22 protein-coding genes are annotated in these 20,764 nt (G+C 42.8%); 18 read left to right on the top strand and 4 right to left on the bottom strand.

Annotated features, from left to right (window positions below; translation table 11 throughout):
* The first annotated feature begins 8 nt into the window (after positions 1-8).
* From OQE68_RS05245 to OQE68_RS05210, 8 genes are all read left to right on the top strand, one after another.
* On the top strand, positions 9-209 hold the full coding sequence (locus OQE68_RS05245) for a hypothetical protein (RefSeq protein ID WP_180571844.1): 201 nt from the start codon (positions 9-11) through the stop codon (positions 207-209).
* Entirely contained in the window at positions 202-354 is a 153-nt protein-coding gene (locus tag OQE68_RS05240) for a hypothetical protein (RefSeq protein WP_180572158.1), read from the top strand. The genes OQE68_RS05245 and OQE68_RS05240 overlap by 8 nt, the downstream gene beginning before the upstream one ends.
* Before the next feature lie 154 nt (positions 355-508).
* Entirely contained in the window at positions 509-1,042 is a 534-nt protein-coding gene (locus tag OQE68_RS05235; RefSeq protein ID WP_266195530.1) for an antirestriction protein ArdA, read from the top strand.
* A gap of 270 nt (positions 1,043-1,312) precedes the next feature.
* Positions 1,313-1,573: a hypothetical protein gene (locus tag OQE68_RS05230; protein ID WP_180572018.1), complete on the top strand. Its 261-nt coding sequence runs from the start codon at positions 1,313-1,315 to the stop codon at positions 1,571-1,573.
* Positions 1,574-1,757: 184 nt separating this feature from the next.
* Complete coding sequence (locus OQE68_RS05225; RefSeq protein ID WP_266195529.1) at positions 1,758-2,015, top strand: MarR family winged helix-turn-helix transcriptional regulator; 258 nt, start codon at positions 1,758-1,760, stop codon at positions 2,013-2,015.
* A 111-nt stretch (positions 2,016-2,126) separates the two neighbouring features.
* Positions 2,127-3,113: a tyrosine-type recombinase/integrase gene (locus OQE68_RS05220; protein WP_266195528.1), complete on the top strand. Its 987-nt coding sequence runs from the start codon at positions 2,127-2,129 to the stop codon at positions 3,111-3,113.
* 71 nt (positions 3,114-3,184) lie between these two features.
* Positions 3,185-3,427 (top strand): antitoxin, encoded by a 243-nt coding sequence (locus tag OQE68_RS05215; protein ID WP_180567200.1) that lies wholly within the window; start codon positions 3,185-3,187, stop codon positions 3,425-3,427.
* A complete protein-coding gene (locus tag OQE68_RS05210; RefSeq protein ID WP_180567201.1) occupies positions 3,427-3,843 on the top strand; it encodes a type II toxin-antitoxin system VapC family toxin in 417 nt (138 codons plus the stop codon). The genes OQE68_RS05215 and OQE68_RS05210 overlap by 1 nt, the downstream gene beginning before the upstream one ends.
* On the opposite strand, the gene OQE68_RS05205 is transcribed toward OQE68_RS05210, so the two are convergent.
* Positions 3,840-5,183 carry a site-specific integrase gene (locus OQE68_RS05205; RefSeq protein WP_180567202.1) on the bottom strand — a complete coding sequence of 448 codons (1,344 nt, stop codon included), beginning with the start codon at positions 5,181-5,183 and terminating at the stop codon, positions 3,840-3,842. The genes OQE68_RS05210 and OQE68_RS05205 overlap by 4 nt on opposite strands.
* A 1,034-nt stretch (positions 5,184-6,217) precedes the next feature.
* Between OQE68_RS05205 and OQE68_RS05200 the strand changes: the two genes are divergently transcribed.
* Positions 6,218-7,537: a Na+/H+ antiporter family protein gene (locus OQE68_RS05200; protein WP_180567203.1), complete on the top strand. Its 1,320-nt coding sequence runs from the start codon at positions 6,218-6,220 to the stop codon at positions 7,535-7,537.
* A 61-nt stretch (positions 7,538-7,598) separates the two neighbouring features.
* On the opposite strand, the gene OQE68_RS05195 is transcribed toward OQE68_RS05200, so the two are convergent.
* Entirely contained in the window at positions 7,599-8,531 is a 933-nt protein-coding gene (locus tag OQE68_RS05195) for a GIY-YIG nuclease family protein (RefSeq protein ID WP_180567204.1), read from the bottom strand.
* Positions 8,532-8,986: 455 nt separating this feature from the next.
* Here OQE68_RS05195 and OQE68_RS05190 point away from each other — a divergent pair, with 455 nt between their 5' ends.
* Positions 8,987-9,529, top strand: a complete 543-nt coding sequence (locus tag OQE68_RS05190; protein WP_180567205.1) for a flavodoxin — start codon at positions 8,987-8,989, stop codon at positions 9,527-9,529.
* A gap of 34 nt (positions 9,530-9,563) precedes the next feature.
* Here OQE68_RS05190 and OQE68_RS05185 read toward each other — a convergent pair whose 3' ends face one another.
* On the bottom strand, positions 9,564-10,544 hold the full coding sequence (locus tag OQE68_RS05185) for a polyprenyl synthetase family protein (protein WP_180567206.1): 981 nt from the start codon (positions 10,542-10,544) through the stop codon (positions 9,564-9,566).
* A 415-nt stretch (positions 10,545-10,959) separates the two neighbouring features.
* Between OQE68_RS05185 and rplU the strand changes: the two genes are divergently transcribed.
* From rplU to proB, 4 genes are all read left to right on the top strand, one after another.
* Positions 10,960-11,274 carry a 50S ribosomal protein L21 gene (gene rplU / locus OQE68_RS05180; protein WP_180567207.1) on the top strand — a complete coding sequence of 105 codons (315 nt, stop codon included), beginning with the start codon at positions 10,960-10,962 and terminating at the stop codon, positions 11,272-11,274.
* A gap of 19 nt (positions 11,275-11,293) precedes the next feature.
* Positions 11,294-11,551, top strand: a complete 258-nt coding sequence (rpmA, locus tag OQE68_RS05175) for a 50S ribosomal protein L27 (RefSeq protein ID WP_163835145.1) — start codon at positions 11,294-11,296, stop codon at positions 11,549-11,551.
* 111 nt (positions 11,552-11,662) lie between these two features.
* Complete coding sequence (cgtA, locus tag OQE68_RS05170) at positions 11,663-12,862, top strand: Obg family GTPase CgtA (RefSeq protein WP_180567208.1); 1,200 nt, start codon at positions 11,663-11,665, stop codon at positions 12,860-12,862.
* A gap of 9 nt (positions 12,863-12,871) precedes the next feature.
* Positions 12,872-13,996, top strand: a complete 1,125-nt coding sequence (gene proB, locus OQE68_RS05165) for a glutamate 5-kinase (protein WP_180567209.1) — start codon at positions 12,872-12,874, stop codon at positions 13,994-13,996.
* Between the two features lie 54 nt (positions 13,997-14,050).
* Here the strand turns inward: proB and rpsT are convergent, their stop codons facing one another.
* Entirely contained in the window at positions 14,051-14,317 is a 267-nt protein-coding gene (gene rpsT / locus OQE68_RS05160) for a 30S ribosomal protein S20 (protein ID WP_180567210.1), read from the bottom strand.
* A 352-nt stretch (positions 14,318-14,669) separates the two neighbouring features.
* Between rpsT and murJ the strand changes: the two genes are divergently transcribed.
* From murJ to lspA, 4 genes are all read left to right on the top strand, one after another.
* On the top strand, positions 14,670-16,235 hold the full coding sequence (gene murJ / locus OQE68_RS05155; protein WP_180567211.1) for a murein biosynthesis integral membrane protein MurJ: 1,566 nt from the start codon (positions 14,670-14,672) through the stop codon (positions 16,233-16,235).
* Positions 16,236-16,312: 77 nt separating this feature from the next.
* The gene (gene ribF, locus OQE68_RS05150; RefSeq protein ID WP_180567212.1) at positions 16,313-17,245 is read left to right on the top strand and encodes a bifunctional riboflavin kinase/FAD synthetase; all 933 of its coding nucleotides are present in this window, start codon (positions 16,313-16,315) and stop codon (positions 17,243-17,245) included.
* A 107-nt stretch (positions 17,246-17,352) separates the two neighbouring features.
* A complete protein-coding gene (ileS, locus tag OQE68_RS05145; protein WP_180567213.1) occupies positions 17,353-20,175 on the top strand; it encodes an isoleucine--tRNA ligase in 2,823 nt (940 codons plus the stop codon).
* A gap of 120 nt (positions 20,176-20,295) precedes the next feature.
* Positions 20,296-20,760: a signal peptidase II gene (gene lspA, locus OQE68_RS05140; RefSeq protein WP_180567214.1), complete on the top strand. Its 465-nt coding sequence runs from the start codon at positions 20,296-20,298 to the stop codon at positions 20,758-20,760.
* The last annotated feature ends 4 nt before the right edge of the window (positions 20,761-20,764 follow it).

Below are 20,764 nucleotides of genomic sequence, written 5' to 3'. Positions count from 1 at the left end.
CACAGCCAATGGACCTATCATTAAATAAATCTACAACAGATATACATGCAGGCCCTACATGCATCTTATGCAACCAAAGAGCCTACAGCTTACATTTAGTCACAGCAGAGAGTAGCGAGGGAGCAAGTTTTATTTGTGGTCTTCTTTGTCCGTCTTGTCATGGCCAAGTACTTAATAATAAAGAGCAAGGAGAGCAATTAAATGACTAATTACATAGCAGGTTGGAATGTTCCCGGCTATTTGCCTGAAGTTGAACCTGCCACATTTAGCACCCACAGCGAAGCCTTAGATTATATAAAAGATGAGATTAAGAAGCATATAGACCTACTTATAGACTCAGGCCAGAGGGAGTAGATAGCACCTAACTTAAAAGCTTTATGCTGTCTTGAGCACTGCCAGAAGGAAGGTAAGCCTGTTGCTGTCTTCTTCGCTGATTATGTTTACTGGATTCAGCCAGAATAAAAATAATTATTTGTTTTTTCTCTATTAATTAAAAGGATATTTAATCATGGCAACAATCACTTTCTACTCTCTCTATGACTACAACTGTGGTGAACTCCTTGCTAAAACTTTTGACCTTGACAACTATGAAGAATGCGCCGAATTAATCAGCGATATACATGCATGGCTACAAGAATTAACCAAGCAGATTAATGACGGGGTTCTTCGCGAAGAGTGGATAGTCGCTGATTATGAGGATATACCCGAGAAATATGTGGGAGAGCATAGCCTTGACTCGGAATATTTTTCTTACGTTTCTGTCCTTAACGAGCTTAGTGAGTGGTACACGAATGACGCTGAGAACATACTGCAAGCCTGGATTGACTACGGCTACCCATTAGACGCAGAGCAGGTAAAAGACGCTTACGTTGGCCACTATGCGACACCTCGCGACTTTGGAGAGGAATATTTAGCAGAGCTTGAAGACTTGTCTAACATTCCTGAACGCTTACGCTATTACATTGATTGGGAACGAATGGCAGGAGATGCCTTAATAAATGATTTTTGGGAAACAAAAGGTTACACCTTCCTTAGAGTATGAGTGATTTGTGCAATAAAAAATAATTGCAGATAAATAAATATTGTTCGGAAAGTACTATATTCACAGCACTTGACTTGGTTTTCTGTTGTCACCTACTATTTAATTCTTCTTGTTGAAATAAATACCTGACAGGTGACGTATGAAAGTGAAAAATTTCACCTTCCATTTATATACAAATTCCGTTATGTTACACAGTTCAAAAATAGAACAATCGTTTGGTTTTGGTCATATTGTTCATATGGCCGATAGTAATGTAATGGAGTCTTGCGTATGAGTAGCGCAAAGCATAAGAAGTATACAGATGGAATTTTTCTAGAACAGACTGAACTTGTAGGCAACCTATTTAATGCTTATGAACAGTATCCCGATGTTATCGAGTGGTGGGCTGTGGCCCCTGAAATTGGGAGGCTGCTGGCTAAACAGACAACAGATTGTGTAGTTATTGATTCCGTTTTAGGGACCTGGGTCGGGCTTTATTCATACAAAATAACTATAGATTGTATGGTTGAAAAGGCTTTACAAAGGTTTTAAATTTGTGTAAATGTTCCCGTATGCGGTATAAAATAATTGCATTTCAAATGTGAGGTGAATATAGTTGAGGCCAATTTTAGGCGCAATGTACATTAAAAAACACTGAGAGTACTAAGGTATGGGCGGGTTAAAGTTATTAAAGTTTTTAAGTGCGGTACAAGCTCTGCGAGAAGTGGACCCTAATATGACACTAACGCAACTTGAGGCACTACTTACAATAGCTAAGGATGAGGGGATAAGCGTTGTTGAGGTCCAACGCCGCGCTAACCTATCAAGAACAACAAGCTCACGTATTGTCCGAGCCTTGGCAGGTGAAGACGAGACAAGTAAAGGCTATAAATGGGTAGAAATGCGGACAGACCCGCACGACGTCCGCCGCCGCGTTTTGTATTTAAATGAGGAGGGAAAGAAAGTAATACAAGGCGTATTAAAGCATATATAAGTACTCACTGTAAGAGTAAGTAAAAAGCCTTGCTCTTACCTTTTCCTATTTTTTTTCTTCCTTCTCTTTCTCCTCAAATTAAATAAACACCTATCATCAAAAGGAATTCCTATGGCTATCCGTAAGCGTGGCCAAAGGTGGCAAGTTGACGTATATATAAATAAAAATAGAGTACGTGAAAACTGTGCTACCAAGGCAAAAGCCCAAGCAAGAGAGGCTGAGTTATTAGCAGTCAAAGCAGGCAATGAAGAAAACCCACAAGCTCCCCAGCAGTACAAAAAGCTAACCTTAAGCGAGCTTTTAGAGTTAACCACAGCGCGCTACTGGACCGGTACAAAAAGCGAGGTGGTGCAATATAAAACAGGAATGCAGATAATAAAATTGCTTGGTCCGTCTACATTAGCAGCTGATATTAATCTTAATACAATTGATGCCTTTATTAGCTCTTGTAAAACTGAAGGCAACGCGCCAGCAACAATAAATAGAAAAATAGCTGTACTACAAAAAATGCTCCGTTATGCCCACGAGCGCGGCTATATTTCCTCAATGCCACGCTTTGAGCGCATGAAGACAAGGCAAGGCCGTATCCGTTACCTATCATATGAGGAAGAAGAGCAGTTGCTTTTATTAGCTGATAAAGATTTGGCCGACTTTATTTTGCTCGCCATAGAAACAGGTGGCCGCCGTTCAGAAATATTTAAATTAAAGCCGCAAGATATTCTCGACAATAAAATTATTTTTAGCGATACGAAGAACGGCAAAACGCGCTCAGTCCCATTAACCAGAAAGGCCAAAGGTGTCTTACAGCGTCGTTTAGAATCTGCTGGCAACCTGTGGCCTGCCCAATGGACAATCGACAGCATTACTCAAGCCTGGGCCAAGCTGCGTAAACAGATGAAGCTGGAGCACGACACTGACTTTGTATTTCACTGTACCAGACACACATGCGCTACCCGCTTACTTAGGGCTGGAGCCAGCTTGAGAGAGGTTCAGCACTGGCTAGGCCATTCGAATATTACGCAAACGGCTATCTATGCTCACCTTGAAGAAGACGCCTATTACAGCCTTGCAGAGCGTTTAGAGGAGGTAAGAAAGTGAAAAGGATATACCTTGATATATCACATATTGATGCATATACTTTGGTATATGACAGTGAGAAGGGGCCACCCATGAGACATACCGCAAAACTCTTTATGAACGGACGGAGCCAAGCAGTCAGGCTACCTTCAAGTTTCCGCTTTGATTGCGACGAGGTTTATATACGCAAAGACCCCGAAACTGGTGACGTAATTATTTCTAAGAAGCCGGGTAGCTGGGATGATTTCTTCAAGCTTGTTGAAAATACTAAAGTGCCTGAAGATTTCATGGCAGAACGAGACAACGAAGTCGAGCAAGAAAAGGATTTATTTTAATGGATAAGCTTTACATGCTAGACACCAACACCGCTAGCTACATTATCAAAGGAGTGTCGCAGGTCAAGGAGCGCCTTTGCTCGGTGGCTATGGCTTCTGTGTCCATCTCAGCTATTACTGAAGCCGAGCTATTGCGTGGAGTTGCAAGGAAGCCCGAGGCTAAACATCTTGCTAACCTTGTTAAAGAGTTTTTACTTAGAGTCAATATTCTACCCTGGAATTCTGATGCGGCTGAAGCATACGCCAAACTACGTACATCTTGTGAAAAAGATGGGTTTTCTTTAGGTACAATGGATATGCTCATAGCCTCGCACTCTGTAGCAGTCAAAGCCACGTTGATAACAAATGATAAGGCTTTTTATAATGTTGAAAGGCTCTTGTCACTAGAAGACTGGACAAGGCCCTTAGAACATTAAGCTTCCTTTATTAAAATATCCCTCACGCAACTAAAGTCTATCTGCTGCATACTTTCATTAAGTAAGGACAAGCTAAAGCCTGAACCATAGACACCATGGGTCATATCGCCTTGTGTGTGGCCTAAGAGCGCCTTTATGTGCTCACTAGGAACACGACTCTCGACGGCAAAATCACGGAAGGTATGACGGAAGCTATGGAAAACTTTTGTTGAAGGGAAGTTGAGCTTATTTTTTATAAAGGTAAACCATGCAGATACAGTCTTACCATAAATACCTTGTAGTAGGGATAAATTAAATAATTTTACTTCATCTTTACGACTGTTGATGTATTCTAAAAGGCCAATTTCCAGTAGGTCTTTATGTAAGGGAGTCTTACGTATAGACGATTTATTTTTTAGTTGATGGCTGCCTCTGTCGTGGATATCTAAATAATAAATACCTTCGCTTTGTTTTATATCATCGACGTCAAGTTGTGAAATTTCTTCAAGACGCGCTCCTGTATATAAAGCGAGAACAGGAACCCAAAAGCGCCAGGGTTTATCTGGGTCTTCTCCTTTAATAATCCGTTTGGTGAATAAGGTATTAAGGTCGTTTGCTGTGAAGGGCTCCTTGGTTCTTGCCGCTGCTTTTTTGGCTCTAGGTTTTAGTCCAGAAAAGGGATTAGCTGCCATATATTCTCTATTGACCAACCAATTAAAGAAGGTTGTTAAATGCATGAAGTGTTTTACAGCGGTTGTTGGAGCAATTGTTGGTACACCTAATTTTTTAAGTTCTTCTAGACTTAGGTTTCTATTTTTCCATTGATTGCGCTTTGCTGGGTAGTCATAAATCTGTTGTGTAACTTCAATAGCAAGTCCTTTGCTGAGCTTGTTAAGCCTTATATTACCCACAATATCTATAAGGCAATTAAAGGCTTGAACTCCATCGGCTTTAGTCCTCTCATGCCAATCCATTTTTATCTTTTCATCAAGGTAGAGAGCGTGAGCTTCTTTTAGCGTAGGGCTTTGCTCTTCTTTTTCTTTTTGGTCAGCCGTGGTGTTTGAGGGAGTACTTACAATGACCCTTTTCAGCTTGGCGTTACCTGTTGCACGAAAGTCATCCAGATAGGTCACTAGCTCTTTGTGAACAGTCCTTCTTTTAGCAAGGTCAGTTAGCTCACGCATTTCATAGATTGCAGTGTCAACTGCTCCAAGAGCAACAGCAGCTTTTGACCTAGCTAACCGCTTAGATTTAGTTTGAAGTGAAAAGGTTATTTCCCTCTTACGAAAGGTATCGTATACATCTACAGGCACTACTTTACGAAAGTAATATGTAGAGCCTCTTACAAAAATGTTATGCATCTTTATGTCTCACTTTTGTAACAAATTCCAGTTGAAAAAGTGGTTTATAGATGCGGATTTACAACCAATTTTGTAACAAGAGCTGAGGTTAAATTTGTAACAAGGCAAGCTAAAAGGCAGTTTTTCCACAAGCAAAACAGACGAAATACAAAATATCCTGCGTCATTTCACAATAATTTTTTGACATTTGTCACATTTTTGGGCAGAGTGTAGCCGCTGGCTAACAATATTGGTCAGTTCTTAAGGCTTTACTTTGTGTGGAATTTATTACGCCAAAGTTTGTCTTACAGTAGTTCCCGTACGTTATTTATACCCTGTTGTTAATCAATAGGGTTTTTTTTGCCTTATCACTCTCCCTCTCTTATTTATATACGCCTTTAGTATTACGCTGTTATTACTGATGATTTGCTGCGGGGTAGTATTTTAAATGTGCTTTTCTGTAAAACCACGTTAGTTTTATGCTTTGCTCGCATATTTTTCAACAAAGCTGCAAGTTTTGATGGTGTATTACTTTATTTCAACGTTTTTGGTGTCTTGATAAAAACTAATTTTTTATTGAGGCTTTTATAGATACCATCAGTGAAAGAAGATACAAGTGGTTAAGGTGAAAAGAGGTTTGGTTTCGTATTTTATCGGAAGGAAAGATAAAAATATTTGGCGGTTAGTAACTATTCGGGTACCATCGTGACTTTTTGGTTGGAAAGTGACAAGTGCTGCTGGGTACTTGTTTGGCTTTTCTTTATTTTGCTTTTACATGATCGCTTGCTGCTTTTCTATGAAAGCTGCTTGCAGGTGTCGCTTTGCAGATGATGTTCAACACTTTGTATAGACCTTTCCGAGCATTCTACCTGCAAAAAACGCTAGGGTCACTACTTAAAGTGTAAATTTTTTGTGGTGAGAGGTAAGACTTGCTGATATTGATTTGCAGATATGTTGGTGTGATTAAAAAAGTATCAATTTGAGATGTCAGTAGGTGCAAGTAGTGCATTTTTTGTGTGCGCTATGTAGGTCAATTAATGGGGAAATATTAAATAATGAATGCAGTGGTTGTTGCCGTAGCCACCATGTTGTTACTGAGCATTTTGCGACTTAATGTTGTGATGTCATTAATCATTGGTGCTTTAGCGGGTGGTCTAGTTGGTGGTTTAGATTTTTCGGAAACACTAAAGGCTTTTAATCAAGGGTTAGGTGGGGGAGCAGAGGTAGCACTGAGTTATGCTTTACTTGGTGCTTTTGCTGTAGCAGTTGCCAAGTCAGGCTTACCCCATTGGATTGCAGACAAGTCATTAGCACGGCTTAATCAGCAGGGAGGTTCAGCAACGGGCTATTTGAAATGGTTGATTATTCTGGTGTTAACCTTCGTGGCAATGAGTTCGCAAAACCTGATACCAGTGCATATTGCATTTATTCCCATGTTGATTCCTCCCTTACTTATAGTATTTGCGAAATTGCAGCTTGACCGTCGTTTAGTTGCTTGTGTACTTACATTTGGGCTAATCACGCCTTATATTTTTCTGCCTGTAGGGTTTGGTGGAATCTTCTTAAATAATATTTTGTTAGCCAACCTTCAAAACTATGGTATGGATACCAGTCAGGTAAGTGTTATGCAGGCAATGGCTTTACCTGCACTAGGTATGCTGTTTGGTTTGCTGGTTGCTGTGCTGTTTAGTTATCGCAATCCTCGTCAATACAATGTAGATGCGATAAAACAAGTAGAAAAAGCAGACGTCAGTTATTCTCCTAAATCTCTGTTGGTGGCCTTGATAGCTATTGTTGTGACATTTGTTGTGCAATTGGTAACTGACTCGATGGCACTGGGTGCCCTAGTAGGTTTTGTCGTCTTTTCTGCAAGTGGTATTTTTAAGTGGTCTGAGGCTGACGGCTTGTTTGTTGAAGGGCTGAAAATGATGGCCATGATAGGTTTTATCATGATAGCAGCAAAAGGTTTTGCTGCTGTGCTGCAGCAAACGGGTGATATTAAAACACTGGTTGATACATCCGCAGCCTTGTTTGGTTCCAATAAAGTGCTGGCTGCTTTGGTAATGTTATTGGTGGGATTATTAATTACCATGGGCATAGGCTCTTCTTTTTCAACCATCCCCATTATTGCGGCGATTTATGTTCCATTAGCGTTAGAACTAGGGTTTAGCCCTATGGCAACAGTCGCACTGGTTGGAACTGCTGCAGCTTTGGGGGATGCAGGCTCACCTACCTCTGATTCTACTTTAGGGCCGACTGCAGGTTTAAATGTTGATGGTCAGCATAATCATATTTGGGATACCGTTATTCCTACTTTCCTTCACTACAATATTCCATTATTGGTTTTTGGTTGGATGGCAGCGTTGGTGCTTTAACAGAATATCATCAAGCTAAAAAAGGGGCCTATAGGCCCCTTTTTTAGCTTAAGAATTAAGTTTAAGAGGCTGCTATTGGCTGCTTAAGTTCAACAGCTCTTAACTCTAATTTAGTTAATAAGTCTGCCAGCTGCTTACGCTCTTGCTCAATAACCGTTGGTGTCCTCTCACTTCGCAACTGTCGTTGTTTATTGATGGCAGCTAAAATACGTTGTTGATGCTCATTATATACAGGCTCTGGTGCTTCAACCGTTTTTGTCTCAACTAGGCTGTCACTGCTAGCTAAGCCACTGTCATCAATTTTGTTGCTTACTGCTGTTGGCTGCTCTGATTCTGGTTTGGCTTGAGAGCTATATGCACTAACTTTTGCAAATAAAGAGTCTAGCTGCTCTGAGTCAACCTCAACGAGACCAGATGCTTCTTTATTGCTTTTAGCGGCTGCTTTATTCTTGGTTGCTGGTGTACAGCTTCGCTTATAAGCTTTTGCACTAGCCGTTAACTGAGCCAAAATAGAAACAGGTTTTTCTACCGGTGCAACGGGTTGCGGTGCTGGTACTTCTATTTCAGGCTCTGGCTCAGGCTGTACTTTTGCTTCAGTAGGTAAAACTGAAGCAGTTTTTTCTGCACTACCTTCTTCTGTATCGCTCGGCTCACTTGTCGATGGTTTGGCGCGACTGGATGAGGCTCTTTTTTTAGGGGCTGTTACAACTCGCCTTTGGGTAACAGCTGTCTTATAGCCTCTTAGGCTTTCTGCTTGCAAAGAGTCTACCGCTTCTTGCTCAAGCGCCATTAACTCTTCTCGAGTATCGGCGAAGTCCCACTCTTCAACATCAAATTGGTCATCGCCATAACGACAGATTTGCTTGTATAAAGGGTAATCTAGACCTTGCTCGGCAGCAGAGACAATTTTAGCCCACTGAGACTCAAGGCTGTTTCGGGTAGAACCGACAAACACTTGACCTGTAACTTTATTGGTAATGGTGAAAATAATCAACACGACACCTATACAGCACTGACTACTCAGAAAAAAAGGCGAAATTATACAGATGAAAAACTATCTCGGTAGGGGTTGACAGAGCCTTTTGTGAAAAAAAAAATTCAACGTAGATATTAGTTTAAATCCGTTCAAAATATAGTCATAAATTAAAAATAATTGTATGTTTATTGAGCAGGGGTGGTGGTTGCTTGTATACAAAAAGACAACAGTTAGTTTCTATTAAGTATTTATTGAAAATGCGTCCTTAGTTTAAACGTTTTTACTAAAACAAGCATTCAATACCAGCGTGATTGGTTTTTAGTTGGTGTTTTGTTGGATGTGTTCACATGTGAGTCATAGGCAAAAAAGACAGGCTTTTCAATTAAGTGTTTTAGATTTTGCATTGAGAACAGAGTAGAGCTTGGTTATTATTACTTAAAGATAATGTTTCTCATTTGTATTTGGAGGCGTTTGTGCTCACGATTGGACTGTTTTATGGCAGTAGCTTGGGAAATACGGAAGCTGTTGCAACTAAAATTCAGCAAGGATTAGCCGAAGTGGTCGAAGTGGTATTACATGATATTGTTGAGTCAACACCAGAAACATTTGAACTGTACGATTTTTTGATTATGGGGATTCCAACCTGGGACTTTGGTGAGTTGCAGAGTGATTATGAAGACCAGTGGGAAATGCTTGAGCAGGTTGATTTTTCAGGTAAAGTCATTGCGCTGTTTGGTTTGGGCGATCAGTTTGGTTACGCTGATTACTTTTTAGATGCTATGGGTGCATTACACCAGTTAGTGATTTCTCAGGGGGGGATTACTGTTTCAGAGTGGCCTGTCAGTGGCTATGATTTTGAGGCTTCTAAAGCATTGACTGAAGACGGCCAGCACTTTGTGGGGTTGGCTTTGGATGAAGACCAGCAATTCGAATTAACTGACGAGCGAATTGCTGGCTGGTTGGAACTGATCAAAGAAGATTTTGGCTTACAAACAACCGACTTAGCAATAGGGTAGAATCGAAGGCTGCATACTTAAATAAGATAAGAGGCTAGTGATTTCTATTAACAGAAAAGTGAGCTAGCTCTATCATTGCTTGTTTATGCTCCGACTCAGGTAAATCGGCAATACATTTGATAGCAAGATCAGCCTGTTGCTCTGCAAGCGACTGGGTATAATCTAGAGCACCACTGCGTTTAACAGCTGAAATAACTGCCTTTAGGTCAAGCTGGCTGGGGTTTTCAATGGCTTCCTTAACCAGTTCGGCGTCATTGATAGAGCCTGCTTCAATAGTGTGAATTAATGGTAAGGTAGGTTTGCCTTCTGCGAGATCATCACCCACATTTTTACCCATTTCTTCGGCACTGCCCTGAAAGTCCAGTACATCATCAATTAGCTGAAATGCCATGCCTAGATGGTAGCCATATTGGCGTAAATTATTCTCTTGTTCAGTAGAACTGTTAGCCAAAATGGCTGCAGTCTGAGAGGAAGCTTCAAATAGCATGGCAGTTTTACAACGAATCACTTCGAAATAATCTGCTTCAGTGGTAGCTGAATTGCCAATATTCATCAGCTGCATGACTTCGCCTTCAGCAATGACATTGGTGGCATCAGCTAGCACTTGCATTATCTGCATATTGCCAAGCTTAACCATCATTTGAAAGGCACGGGAGTATAAGAAATCGCCAACTAGTACACTGGGTGCATTACCCCAAATGGCATTTGCGGTTGCCCGACCTCGACGGAGGTTTGAAGTATCTACTACATCATCGTGGAGTAACGTTGCGGTATGTAAAAACTCGATGATGGCTGCAAGTGGAATATGGTCCTGCTGTTTATACTGGCAAGCTTTAGCTGACAAAAGTACCAGTAACGGCCTGAGGCGTTTGCCTCCTGCTTCGGTAATATAGTGGCTGATTTTATCCACCAAGCTAACATCCGAGTGCAGCTGGCTAATAATCTGGTCATTAACACCACTGAAATCTTGTTCAACAGTTTGATAAATACGCTTTAGGGGGTTGGCCTGAGACATGTCAGCAAATCATGCAAATTCAGCTAGGATGGGGCCGAATCCTATGGGTTGATGCCAGGAGTGTCAAGGTGATCCTTTAAATCAGCTATGCTTGTACCTATTAAGTTGTGTTGGATCATGATGTTAATGGTACATCGCAAGCTTGCTTAGAGGGTTGACATCCCTTAAAATGCACGCCCCAAATTCGAAGATCCAGGACTCAAACTAGCTTTGTTATGTCGGTTAAGGTGATATCTGCCTCGACATGGGGTTTGTTAGTCCTATTATGTGCGGGTTTGAGAGGTAGCCAGCTGTCAGTGACATAAATATTACTGTTAGTCAGGGCCCACCTAAGCGCAGGGTTTTTCGAGCTGAAATCCGGTTTGCCGGATGCCTTTAACAAAAAGGCTTAATTTAGGATTTTCGGAGAAAAATTATGTACGCTGTGATTGTTAGCGGTGGTAAACAATACCGCGTTGCTGAAGGCGACACGCTTAAGCTGGAAAAACTGGATGTTGCCACAGGTGATAACATCGAGTTTGATCAAGTACTTTTAGTTGCTAACGGTAGCGAAGTAAAAATCGGTGCTCCTGAAGTTGCTGGTGCTAAGGTTGCTGCAGAAGTAGTAAGCCATGGCCGTGGTAAAAAGATTCAGATCATCAAGTTCAAGCGCCGTAAGCACCATCGTAAGCAAATGGGCCATCGTCAATGGTTCACAGAAGTTAAGATCACTGGCATTAATGCAGGTTAATTCTTAGGAGAGGTGAATCATGGCTCACAAGAAAGCAGGTGGTAGTACCCGTAACGGTCGCGACTCAGAAAGTAAACGCCTTGGTGTGAAGCGCTTTGGTGGTCAGGTTGTTAAGGCCGGTAACATTTTAGTTCGTCAGCGTGGTACACGTTTTCACGCTGGAGACAATGTAGGTCTGGGTAAAGACCACACATTGTTTGCAAAAGCAGACGGTAAAGTTGTATTTGAAGTAAAAGGCCCGAGCAAGCGTAAGTTTGTACGTATTGAGGCGGTCTAAGAAAGCAAATACCTTGAAAAAGCCCCGTCTCTGACGGGGCTTTTTTGTATCAGGCCTAAATTTTTAAAGGGCTTTTAACATTGAATAAGTATCTGGCCGGGAGGTTGAGACATGAAGTTTGTAGATGAGGCCTTAATTTCCGTAGAAGCAGGTAACGGAGGGCATGGCTGCCTCAGCTTCCGGCGTGAGAAATTTATCGCCAAAGGTGGCCCTGATGGTGGTGATGGCGGTGATGGCGGTAGTGTTTATCTGGAAGCTGATAATGACTTGAATACCTTAGTGGATTTTCGCTATCAGCCTAAGTATCGAGCTCAGCGAGGTGAAAGTGGTCAAGGCAGTAACTGTACAGGCAAGTCTGGTGAAGACTTGATTCTAAAAGTACCTGTAGGTACCACAGTTATTGATGATGAAACGTTGGAGGTGATTGGTGATATGACAGCAGTGGGTCAACGCCTGTTGGTGGCCAAAGGTGGCTTTCATGGTTTGGGTAATACCCGCTTTAAGTCCAGTACCAATCGTGCTCCTCGAAAAACTACCAATGGTAAGGAAGGTGAAAAACGCAGTCTGCGCTTAGAGCTGAAAGTGATTGCCGATGTGGGGTTGCTAGGTTTACCCAATGCCGGTAAGTCTACTTTTATTCGCGCGGTCTCAGCTGCCAAGCCGAAAGTAGCTGATTACCCCTTTACCACGTTAGTACCTAACCTCGGGGTAGTGAAAGTACAAAATCATCGTAGCTTTGTGGTAGCTGATATTCCAGGGTTAATTGAAGGTGCTGCAGAAGGGGCTGGGCTGGGAATTCGCTTTTTAAAGCACTTGGCTCGTTGTCGCATTTTATTGCATTTGGTCGATATTGCACCGTTGGACGAATCTGATCCTGTCGAAGCAGCTAAATCTATAGTGAATGAGTTAGAACAATTTAGCCCAGCTTTGGCAAACCGAGATCGTTGGTTGGTTTTTAATAAAACCGATTTATTACCTGCTGATGAAGCAGATAAGCGCTGTCAACAAGTAGTCGATGCTTTGCAGTGGCAGGGGCCTGTTTATCGAATTGCAGCAATTGCTAAGCAAGGTACTGAACAGCTTTGTCAGGACATTATGCGTTTTATTGAGGCAAAAGCTGAGCAGGAAGCAGAGAATGTTGAGTTGGCCGAACAAGAGGTTGAGTTCCGCAGCCGTATGGAAGCTGAAGCACGTGAGCAAATGCAGCAGTTGAGGGAATCTCGCCAGGCTGCCCGTCAAGCAGCTAAGGTGCAGGACGATGACGACGATGACCTTGATGATAGCGATACTGAAGTTTTCTACGTCCAATAAGCTAAGAAAATGAGTAAGCGACAGTTGTTAACCCAGGCTAAGCGCTGGGTAATAAAAATTGGCAGTGCGTTATTAACAGATAATGGCAAGCGGCTTGATACCCAATCAATGGCGGGTTGGGTTGATCAAATAGCCGAGCTAAGTCGGCTAGGCCATGAAATTGTTTTGGTTTCGTCTGGCTCCGTAGCGGCGGGAATGTCTCGCTTAGGTTGGACAGCTCGACCAAGTGCTATTCACGAGTTACAAGCAGCGGCTGCTGTTGGGCAGATGGGGTTGGTCCAAGCGTATGAAAGCCACTTTGACACCCATGGCATGACCACGGCGCAGGTATTGCTGACTCATGCTGATTTATCTGATCGGCAGCGTTATCTCAATGCGAGAAGTACACTCAGGTCTTTACTAGGGCTGGGTGTTATCCCTGTGGTTAATGAGAATGACACAGTAGTGACGGATGAAATTCGCTTTGGTGACAACGATACCCTGGGCGCTTTGGTTGCTAACCTGATTGAAGCTGATCTATTGGTAATCATGACTGACCAGCAGGGACTTATGACGGCAGATCCTCGACAAGAACCTACTGCTGAATTGGTTTCTGAGGTAATGGCCAGTGATCCTAAACTGGATTTGATGGCTTCTGGTGGCAGTGGGCAGCTGGGGCGTGGTGGAATGGCTACTAAGTTGAGAGCTGCAAGACTAGCTGCGCGCTCCGGTGCGGCTACTGTAATTGTAGGGGGGCGAGAAGCCAGAGTGTTAACACGCTTGCAACAAGCTGAGTTGTTAGGCACTTTGCTGCTGCCTGAACATGAGCGATTAGTTGCACGAAAGCAGTGGCTAGCAGGACATTTAAGAACCAAAGGCCAGCTGGTGTTGGACCAGGGTGCGGCTCGAGTGCTGAGACAAGAGGGACGTAGTTTATTACCTGTTGGGGTGAAAGCAGTTTCAGGCGAGTTTCAGCGAGGAGAGATGGTGGCTTGTGTTGATGAAAATCACCAGGAAATTGCCAGAGGATTAGTTAATTATAATGCGCTTGAAGCAGCAAAAGTCGTGGGTAAGCCCAGTCATCAAATTCAGGCTATTTTGGGCTATGTGGATGAACCTGAGTTAATTCATAGAGATAATCTGGTGCTAGTCTAAGCGCCAAAATAAAAAAAACCGGCATTTGCCGGTTTTTTTGCATTCACTTTAGTCTTAAGCAGCTAATGCTTTGATTTTGGCATTTAGGCGGCTTTTATGACGAGCAGCTTTGTTTTTGTGAATGATGCCTTTGTCAGCCATTCTGTCGATAACAGGTACAGCTGCAGTGTAAGCTGCTTGAGCTTGTTCCAGGTCTTTTGCTTCAATTGCAGCAATAACCTTTTTGATTACTGTACGAACATATGAGCGCAGGCTGGCATTGTGTTGACGACGTGATTCAGCCTGGCGCGCACGTTTTTTTGCAGAGGGAGAGTTTGCCACCGTCTTGGTCCTCGAATTCTATATGCACTAAATTAAAGACGCGCCACTATGCCTACTTGCAAGACACTTGTCAATATTTGTCCTAATGAGTGGCAGCTACCTGTGAACACTATAGCCATTGTATAACGATAAGCTAGCTCATCGTTATACTAATCAGCGTATAATACTGCTCCTGTTTCTACCTTAGGGTGTTACAAAAGGTTGTTGGAAAGAAGTCTAGTGTCTGCTATAGGCAGCAGGCCATAGCTGCTAGCTTTTGCGACAGCCTCTAAATCTAAAGTAGGGAGGCTAGGTTGTACCATATTTCTAACCCTCGCCTTTAGTGACGCCCTCCACTGGCTTAGGTTTTGATATGTCAGATAATTCAGTTGAACAGCCTACCAGTAAGCCTAAAGGATTATTAAAATCCAGCTTATTGGTAGGTGTGATGACAATGCTTTCCAGAGTGCTGGGGTTAGCAAGAGATATTGTAATTGCCAATTATTTTGGCGCTAAAGCTGAAGCAGACGCTTTTTTCGTGGCTTTCAAAATCCCTAATTTTTTGCGCCGTTTATTTGCTGAAGGGGCTTTTTCGCAAGCATTTGTCCCAGTACTTTCAGAGTATAAAACCAAGCGCAGTTTTGCTGAGGTGCAGTTGCTAATTGCCAGTACAGTAGGGACTCTGGCAACGATTTTAATGCTAACCACCATAGTGGGAGTACTATTGGCTCCTTGGCTAGTGATGTTATTTGCTCCTGGTTTTCATGATATGCCAGAAAAAATGGCATTAGCGGGGGAGCTGTTGCGCCTGACCTTTCCCTATTTGTTACTAATATCACTAACGGCTTTTGCTGGCTCAGTGCTGAATAGCTTTGGTCGTTTTGCTGTACCAGCTTTTACGCCAGTCTTGCTAAATATTACATTAATTGGTTGTGCCATTTTTCTAAGCCCTTATTTGGATGTGCCAGTGATGGCATTGGCTTGGGGGGTGGTGATTGCAGGCATTGTTCAACTGGTTTTTCAGTTACCATTTTTGGCTAACATTCACTGTTTACCGGGGCCTCGCTGGGGAGCAAAACATGAGGGGGTAAAACGTATCATGAAGCTGATGCTGCCCGCTTTGTTTGGTGTTTCAGTGAGTCAGATAAACCTATTGCTTGATACTGTACTGGCTTCTTTTTTGGTAAGTGGTAGCGTGTCTTGGTTGTATTACTCAGACAGGCTTTCGGAGCTGCCCTTGGGGATTTTTGGGATTGCCATTGCTACAGTAATTTTACCCAGTTTATCCCATAAGCATGCGGCTGATTCAACAGACGCTTTTGCTAAAACCTTGGATTGGGCGGTGAGGATGGTGTTGCTGATTGGTCTGCCTTCTGCTGTCGCTTTATTTATATTGGCTGAACCACTGCTTGCTACGTTGTTTCATCATGGGCAGATGACTGACAACGATGTGTATATGGCATCGTTGAGTTTAAGGGCCTATGCCTCTGGACTGCTGGCATTTATGCTGATTAAGGTGTTAGCGCCTGGCTATTACGCCCGACAAGATACTAAAACACCAGTAGGCATCGCTATAAAAGCCATGATTGCCAATATGGTATTTAATTTAATTTTGGTTTACCCCCTCAAACATACTGGACTAGCCTTGGCAACGTCATTATCAGCCTTTTTTAATGCAGGGTTGTTATTTTGGGGGCTTTACCGTTCCCAGGTATTTCAATTGCAACCAGGCTGGTTTAAATATTTAGCTCAGTTGCTGTTAGCGAATGGAGTAATGGGAGGGTTAATTTTTTATCTGGTAGCCCCTGTTGAGCAATGGTTGGGTTGGAGTTGGTTTGATAGGGCGGTGTCTGTGGCAATTTTGGTTGGTGCTGGAGTGCTAGCTTACGCTTTAGTGTTATTACTGGTTGGGATTCGCCCACGACAGTTTAAGCATTAAACTCTATACGGGTGTTTTCTGGTTATAGCTACGATATAATCAGCCATTTCGTTAAATTCACTAGATTAGGATTTTTCATGCGCTTAATTCGTGGTCTTCACAACTTAAAGCCGGAACATCAAGGCTGTGTAGCCACAATTGGCAATTTTGATGGTGTCCATCGAGGCCATCAGCGTATTTTAGCCAGCTTACAAGCAGAAGCTAAGCAACGGTCATTACCGGTTACGGTCATTACCTTTGAGCCACAACCGAGAGAGTATTTAACTCCACAGCAGGCACCTGGCCGACTCACTAGTTTTGCTGAAAAATATCACTGTTTTGCGAAATTGGGCATCGATCAACTGCTGTGTTTGTATTTTGATCAAAAACTACAACAGTTGTCGGCAGATCAGTTTATCGACCGGGTGTTGGTGCAAGGGCTCCAGGTTAAGCATTTGGTAGTGGGTGATGATTTTCGGTTTGGCTGTGACCGTAGTGGTGACTTCAAAAAACTAACTGAGGCAGGGCAGCGTTGTGGTTTTGTAGTGAAACCAACAGAAACAGTAACCACTGATGATGGGGAAAGAATTAGTAGTACCCGGATTAGACAGCTTGCTTTTGCTGGTAAGTTTCAGCAGGTTAAACACTTGTTAGGTCGTCCTTTTCAGATTTGTGGTAAGGTCATTCATGGCCAAAAACTTGGTCGTCAGCTGGGTGTGCCTACTGCGAATATAAAACTCAATCGTCTTCAGCTGCCTTGTAGTGGTGTGTTTGCCATTAAAGCTATCATTGGTGAACAGCGCTTTAGTGGCGTGGCTAATTTAGGTATTCGTCCCACAATTAATGGTCGCCAGCCATCGTTGGAAGTACACTTATTCGACTTCCAGGGAAATTTGTACGGTCAGCGAATGGCAGTTGAATTCCTGCAGAAAATCAGAGATGAAAAAGCATTTAGTGGCTTACCTGAGTTGCAAGCGGCGATTCAGCAGGATATAAGCATTGCCCGCAATCTTTTAATTGCCCAATTATAGTATCATAACCAAAGCGAAGGCATTTTAGGGAGACTAGTTATTGGTCACCGGCACTAAAAGTATTCGTGAAGGAGTGTTTGTTAACAGAGCGTTTGGTATTAACCATCATGACAGATTATAAATCGACATTAAACTTACCCAAAACCAGCTTTCCTATGAAAGCTAACTTGGCTCAGCGTGAACCACAAATGCTCACTCGTTGGAACAAAATGGGCCTTTACCAGCAAATTCGGAACATCAGTAAAGGCCGGGAAAAATTCATTCTTCATGATGGCCCTCCTTATGCAAATGGTGATATTCACATTGGGCATGCTGTTAACAAAATATTAAAAGATATTATTGTTAAGTCGAAAACCTTAAGTGGTTACGACGCACCTTATGTTCCTGGTTGGGACTGTCATGGCCTGCCCATTGAACATAATGTTGAGAAAAAAATTGGTAAAGCAGGGAGTAAGGTTGATTACCCAGCATTTAGAAAAGAATGCCGTAAATATGCGTCCAAACAAGTGGCTGGACAAAAGAAAGACTTTATTCGCTTAGGTGTATTAGGGGATTGGGAAAACCCATACCTCACTATGAATTATCAGTTTGAGGCAGATATTATTCGTGCCTTGGGCCGTATCGCTAAAAATGGTCATTTGCATAAAGGCTATAAGCCTGTTTATTGGAGTGTGGTCGGTGGCTCTGCACTAGCAGAAGCGGAAGTGGAGTATCAGGATAAAACTTCATTTTCAATTGATGTGCGTTTTAGTGTTGTTGATCAGGCGACAGTCTTAAACCACTTTAACATCGCGGATAAAGGTGCTGGTCCTGTCAGTGTAATCATCTGGACTACCACTCCGTGGACGTTGCCAGCTAACCAAGCCGTTGCTGTACACAAAGAGTTGAATTATGCACTAGTGCAAGTAGATCTTGGCCAAGGTGCTGAGCGGGTTGTTTTGGCTGCTGATATGGTGGAGGCCATCATGCAGCGCTATGAGGTAACCGCTTATGAAGTGCTGGCCACTTGCAAAGGAAGCGATTTAGATCATTTAGCCTTACAACACCCGTTTTATAACAAGCAAGTGCCTGTGATTTTAGGTGATCATGTGACCACTGATGCTGGTACTGGTGCTGTTCATACGGCACCTGATCATGGTGTGGATGACTTTAATGTGGGCAAGCAGTATGGCCTTGGTACTTTGAACCTGATCGATGATGGTGGTGTTTATCGGGAAAGTACGGAGCTATTTGCGGGCGAACATGTTTATAAAGTTGATGAAAAAATTGTTGCGGTTTTAGAAGAGCAAAGCAAATTGGTTCGTCAAAGCAAAATTACTCACAGCTATCCTCATTGTTGGCGGACGAAAACGCCACTGATTTTTCGGGCGACCCCACAGTGGTTTGTTAGCATGGAGCAGCAAGGGTTATTAGAACAAGCTGAAGCGGCTGTAAAAAAAGTGCAGTGGACACCCGCCTGGGGACAAAACCGTATCGAAGCGATGCTGGAAAGTAGCCCTGACTGGTGTATTTCCCGTCAGCGTACTTGGGGTGTACCTATTGCTTTATTTATTAATAAAGAAACCCAAGAGTTACATCCAAATACCTCTGAATTGATTGAAACCGTTGCTAAAAAGGTAGAGGAAAAAGGTATAGATGCTTGGTTTGCATTAGATACAGAGGCGCTACTTGGTGATGAAGCAGATCAATATACTAAAGTGACCGACACTTTAGACGTTTGGTTTGATTCAGGTGTTACTCATGCGGCAGTACTGGAGCAGCGTGAAGAACTGCAGTTCCCTGCTGATTTGTATCTGGAAGGCTCTGACCAGCATCGAGGATGGTTCCAGTCATCACTGAAAACAGCCATCGCCACTCGCGGCGAAGCACCCTATAAAGCCGTGTTAACCCATGGTTTTACCGTGGATGCACAAGGCCGCAAAATGTCTAAGTCGGTGGGTAATGTGGTGGCACCACAAGAAGTGGTTAACAGCTTAGGTGCTGATATTTTACGGTTGTGGGTGGCAGCCACTGACTATAGTTCTGAAATGTCCGTTTCTGACGAAATTTTAAAGCGCACCGCAGACGCCTATCGTCGTATTCGTAATACAGCACGGTTCTTGTTGTCTAATTTGCATGGGTTTGAACCAACTGAACACTTAGTGCCATTTAATGAAATGCTGGCATTAGATCAGTGGGCTGTTGATAGAGCTTATCAATTACAGCAAGAAATAGTTGCAGCCTATGACAGCTATGAATTAATTCAGATTTATCAAAAAGTCCATCATTTCTGTTCGCTGGATATGGGCGGCTTTTATCTGGATATCATTAAAGATCGACAGTACACCACTCAAGCCGACAGTTTAGCTCGTCGCAGTGCACAAACGGCGCTATATCATATTATTGAAGCATTCAGCCGCTGGGTTGCGCCAATTCTTAGCTTTACCGCTGAAGAAATCTGGCAAGCGATTCCAGGAGAGCGGGCCGAGTCAGTACAGCTAACTACTTGGTACGACAAATTGGAGCAACTGCCTGAGTCTTCAATTATGGATAGAAATTATTGGCAGCAGGTCTTACAAGTGAAGACAGCTGTGAACAAGGCGCTAGAGGCTGCCAGAAATGAAGGAAAGATTGGTGGCTCTTTAGAAGCGGCTGTCACTTTGTATGCCTCAGATAAGTTGCAACCAGTGCTGACTGCCTTAAGTGATGAATTACGGTTTGTTTTAATCACTTCACAGGCAGAAGTGAAATCATTGACTGAGTCTGATGAAAGTGCAGTGGAGACTGAGTTAGAAGGGTTAAAATTAGCTGTGCATAGCTTAAGTCATTCAAAATGTGTACGCTGCTGGCATCGCCGTGAGGATGTAGGGCAGCATACTGAACATACAGAATTGTGTGGTCGCTGCGTTGAGAATGTGGCAGGAGCAGGAGAAAAACGCTTATATGCATAACCAAGAAAATTTTGGTTGTAGGCATTAATGAAATAAAGCCACTCTAACAGTTAATGTAGGGTGGCTTTTTGTTATCGGAATTATACCTAAAGTGAAGGGTATATAGGTGTAGAGAAGACTATGTTGAAATGGTTATGGATTTCTGTATTGGTCATCATTCTTGATCAAGTGACTAAAGCCGTCGCTGTGGATGTGCTGCAGTTTCGCGAGCTGGTGCCAATTTTGCCTGTTTTTGGTTTTACCTTAGCTTATAATACAGGTGCAGCCTTTAGCTTTTTAAGTGATGCCGGTGGTTGGCAGCGTTGGTTTTTTAGTGTTATTGCCATCGCTGTGAGTGTTTTTTTAGTCTTATGGCTAAAAAAACTGAAGGAATATGAGCGTTGGCAGGCCATTGCATTAGCGCTTATTTTAGGTGGTGCGCTAGGTAACTTGTATGACAGGGTTGTGTTGGGTCATGTGGTAGATTTTCTTTTATTACATTACCAAGATAACTATTTCCCCGCTTTTAATATTGCAGATACGGCTATCAGTATGGGTGCGGTGATGCTTGTTATTGATATGTTTAGAAAACCTCAGCAGCAGTAGGAAA

The sequence above is a fragment of the Spartinivicinus marinus genome, from assembly GCF_026309355.1.
GTDB lineage: Bacteria > Pseudomonadota > Gammaproteobacteria > Pseudomonadales > Zooshikellaceae > Spartinivicinus > Spartinivicinus marinus.
The sequence above is the reverse complement of the archived record's forward strand: the minus strand, read 5'-3'. Positions and strand labels throughout refer to the sequence as shown.

Coding starts and splice junctions, on each gene's coding strand:
- murJ (WP_180567211.1), top strand. CDS start 14,670: ATGTCAGATAATTCAGTTGAACAGCCTACCAGTAAGCCTAAAGGATTA.
- OQE68_RS05205 (WP_180567202.1), bottom strand. CDS start 5,183: ATGCATAACATTTTTGTAAGAGGCTCTACATATTACTTTCGTAAAGTA.
- lspA (WP_180567214.1), top strand. CDS start 20,296: ATGTTGAAATGGTTATGGATTTCTGTATTGGTCATCATTCTTGATCAA.
- ribF (WP_180567212.1), top strand. CDS start 16,313: ATGCGCTTAATTCGTGGTCTTCACAACTTAAAGCCGGAACATCAAGGC.
- rpmA (WP_163835145.1), top strand. CDS start 11,294: ATGGCTCACAAGAAAGCAGGTGGTAGTACCCGTAACGGTCGCGACTCA.
- OQE68_RS05200 (WP_180567203.1), top strand. CDS start 6,218: ATGAATGCAGTGGTTGTTGCCGTAGCCACCATGTTGTTACTGAGCATT.
- rplU (WP_180567207.1), top strand. CDS start 10,960: ATGTACGCTGTGATTGTTAGCGGTGGTAAACAATACCGCGTTGCTGAA.
- ileS (WP_180567213.1), top strand. CDS start 17,353: ATGACAGATTATAAATCGACATTAAACTTACCCAAAACCAGCTTTCCT.
- proB (WP_180567209.1), top strand. CDS start 12,872: ATGAGTAAGCGACAGTTGTTAACCCAGGCTAAGCGCTGGGTAATAAAA.
- OQE68_RS05185 (WP_180567206.1), bottom strand. CDS start 10,544: ATGTCTCAGGCCAACCCCCTAAAGCGTATTTATCAAACTGTTGAACAA.
- OQE68_RS05225 (WP_266195529.1), top strand. CDS start 1,758: ATGACACTAACGCAACTTGAGGCACTACTTACAATAGCTAAGGATGAG.
- OQE68_RS05215 (WP_180567200.1), top strand. CDS start 3,185: ATGAGACATACCGCAAAACTCTTTATGAACGGACGGAGCCAAGCAGTC.
- OQE68_RS05245 (WP_180571844.1), top strand. CDS start 9: ATGGACCTATCATTAAATAAATCTACAACAGATATACATGCAGGCCCT.
- cgtA (WP_180567208.1), top strand. CDS start 11,663: ATGAAGTTTGTAGATGAGGCCTTAATTTCCGTAGAAGCAGGTAACGGA.
- OQE68_RS05240 (WP_180572158.1), top strand. CDS start 202: ATGACTAATTACATAGCAGGTTGGAATGTTCCCGGCTATTTGCCTGAA.
- OQE68_RS05230 (WP_180572018.1), top strand. CDS start 1,313: ATGAGTAGCGCAAAGCATAAGAAGTATACAGATGGAATTTTTCTAGAA.
- OQE68_RS05220 (WP_266195528.1), top strand. CDS start 2,127: ATGGCTATCCGTAAGCGTGGCCAAAGGTGGCAAGTTGACGTATATATA.
- OQE68_RS05235 (WP_266195530.1), top strand. CDS start 509: ATGGCAACAATCACTTTCTACTCTCTCTATGACTACAACTGTGGTGAA.
- OQE68_RS05210 (WP_180567201.1), top strand. CDS start 3,427: ATGGATAAGCTTTACATGCTAGACACCAACACCGCTAGCTACATTATC.